Below are 2,134 nucleotides of genomic sequence, written 5' to 3' on the forward strand. Positions count from 1 at the left end.
AATTATGTTATCAATAATCTTATGCACCCATTTAGGGATATAAAACGGACTGTATGTAGAAAATGATTGATAAATTTGGAATCATATAGATATAAGCTAAAAATATGAACTATATTTATAAAAATATTGATAACTTTATAAATATGAAACGGACATGTTTGTGAATAAACACAAAACACGAATGAGCCGATCCGTCAGCTGACGGATCACCGAAGGTAAAATAGCAAACATGGAGTTCCATGCGACCTTTGAAAACAAACCTTATTCTTATGAAAAACCTATTGCCATTCTTTCTAGTACTTCTGTTTTTTACAGGATGTGAAAAGGACACCTCACCTTATAACTATTCCAGTGAATCTACTATTTATTCGACTTCAAAAACTACTCAGTTTAAAGAGCTTGTATTGATTATTGATCCTTACGTGATGGTGGGCAACGAGAAGCAATTTATCGTAACCGATACAATCATGAATGTAACAATCAAGATTAACAATAAGATTTGGAATACCTGTAATTCTTTTGGAGTTGATACTTCCATTTTCTCAAAAACTGCAACTGGTAGTTTTTATTTAACTGGTACACAGACCAAATATTCCATTATTGCTCCCTATTCTTCAAGTAACGATACCTTGCAGACAGCCGGAGAATATGTCGACCTATTAAATAATTATCTGGTTTTGGATCCGGGGAATTATATCTGTACGGTTGAATCCTTTGAGATAAAGAAAATTGACGGAACCATAGAGAAAGTCAAGCCGTTTATTGTGGTGCCGGTAGAGATAAAAGAAAATGCCATAAGTGCCTTAGTCGGAGAATTTGAGATTCAGGTTAATAACAAATAAATTATGAAGACATATTTTATCCTATTTTCTTTGTTTTGCTTTATGCTAACCTCATGCCAGGATAAAGGCAAAATAAAAGTTGAAAATAAATTGCACAATACAAAACTTGAAAATATTAGTTTTGGCGATGTTTCGGTTTTTTCTTCATTACTGCCGGGGGAAACATCCACTGAGGTCACGGTTGTTGATTGTAAAGAATCATTTCCAAAAGTCAATCAACTGGATTTTTATATGGAAAGCAATGGGAATAAGGTTTATTTAAAGACCAAATACAATTTTTCGCTTGATGCCGGGCAAACTTTATTGATAATCATTTCGGATACGACGAAAGTTGTGAATCCGTTACTGGAATAACACATGGAAATAATTGTCAGAATTTGGTGAAAGCTCACTGTTGGTAATATTTTCAGGATGATTTGGATATGACCTTGTTGGAATGGAATTCAAAAATTACAAGTCAAATCATCTGTTATGTGTTTTTAATTGATTCTTTTCAGAAAAGAATATAAAAAGCACAAGGCAAATCATTGCAAATAGTAAACCAATTAGTTAACTTTGCAGAATAATGAGAAGGGTAGTTGCTTATAAAGAATATTTTGTAAAGTTTTACAGGCTACAAGACAGTAAAACCCAGGAAAAGATAGAATATGTACTGGATCTGATCCGATTTGAAAAACAGGTTCCCCTAAAGTTTTTCAAATATCTTGAGGATACAGATGGAATTTATGAAGTACGCGTTATAACAACTTTTAAAAGCATCAGGATCCTTTGTTTTTTTGACAAAGGCGATTTAGTTGTTCTGACAAATTGTTTTATAAAAAAGACTCAAAAAACACCCAGACAAGAAATTAAAATTGCCGAGTTGCTGAAAGCAGAATATTTGATTGAAAAGTATGGAGGAAAATAAATTGAAAAACGTAACCGATTTTGAAGATCTGCTGAAGGAAAAATATGGAGAAAAAGGGACTCCAAGTCGTGACAAATTTGATGCAGATTCCCTTGCATTTAGATTGGGGGTTATGCTAAGGGAGGCAAGGTTGGAAGCAAAGATTTCCCAATCACAACTGGCGGAAAGAACCGGCACAAAAAAAAGTTATATTTCCAGAATCGAAAATGGTCAAAGTGACATTCAGATTTCCACTTTCTATAAACTAATTGAAATTGGATTGGGAAAACATTTGAACATATCGATTGGATAAAAATACCCTCAATAAATTCTCACCATTCAAAGAATGGGTAGCCCAATAAAGGGGAATGATTTCGCTGTATAGAAAGATTATAATAATTCTGAT

Annotated in this window: 4 protein-coding genes; all 4 read left to right on the forward strand. The window is 33.2% G+C overall.

Annotation, left to right across the window (positions count from 1 at the left end; all coding sequences use genetic code 11):
• The first annotated feature begins 269 nt into the window (after nt 1-269).
• The 4 genes from Q8907_16555 to Q8907_16570 all read left to right on the forward strand — a co-directional run bounded on the left by Q8907_16555 (nt 270) and on the right by Q8907_16570 (nt 2,041).
• Nucleotides 270-842 (forward strand): hypothetical protein, encoded by a 573-nt coding sequence (locus Q8907_16555; protein MDP4275880.1) that lies wholly within the window; start codon nt 270-272, stop codon nt 840-842.
• Nucleotides 843-845: 3 nt separating this feature from the next.
• Entirely contained in the window at nt 846-1,196 is a 351-nt protein-coding gene (locus tag Q8907_16560) for a hypothetical protein (GenBank protein MDP4275881.1), read from the forward strand.
• A gap of 211 nt (nt 1,197-1,407) precedes the next feature.
• The gene (locus Q8907_16565) at nt 1,408-1,749 is read left to right on the forward strand and encodes a type II toxin-antitoxin system RelE/ParE family toxin (protein ID MDP4275882.1); all 342 of its coding nucleotides are present in this window, start codon (nt 1,408-1,410) and stop codon (nt 1,747-1,749) included.
• Complete coding sequence (locus Q8907_16570) at nt 1,736-2,041, forward strand: helix-turn-helix transcriptional regulator (protein ID MDP4275883.1); 306 nt, start codon at nt 1,736-1,738, stop codon at nt 2,039-2,041. The genes Q8907_16565 and Q8907_16570 overlap by 14 nt, the downstream gene beginning before the upstream one ends.
• Nucleotides 2,042-2,134: the final 93 nt, after the last annotated feature.

This window comes from Bacteroidota bacterium (genome assembly GCA_030706565.1).
Lineage (GTDB): Bacteria > Bacteroidota > Bacteroidia > Bacteroidales > JAUZOH01 > JAUZOH01.

Excerpts from the sequence above, each read along its gene's own strand:
- Q8907_16565 (MDP4275882.1), top strand. The coding sequence starts at position 1,408 with ATGAGAAGGGTAGTTGCTTATAAAGAATATTTTGTAAAGTTTTACAGG.
- Q8907_16560 (MDP4275881.1), top strand. The coding sequence starts at position 846 with ATGAAGACATATTTTATCCTATTTTCTTTGTTTTGCTTTATGCTAACC.
- Q8907_16570 (MDP4275883.1), top strand. The coding sequence starts at position 1,736 with ATGGAGGAAAATAAATTGAAAAACGTAACCGATTTTGAAGATCTGCTG.
- Q8907_16555 (MDP4275880.1), top strand. The coding sequence starts at position 270 with ATGAAAAACCTATTGCCATTCTTTCTAGTACTTCTGTTTTTTACAGGA.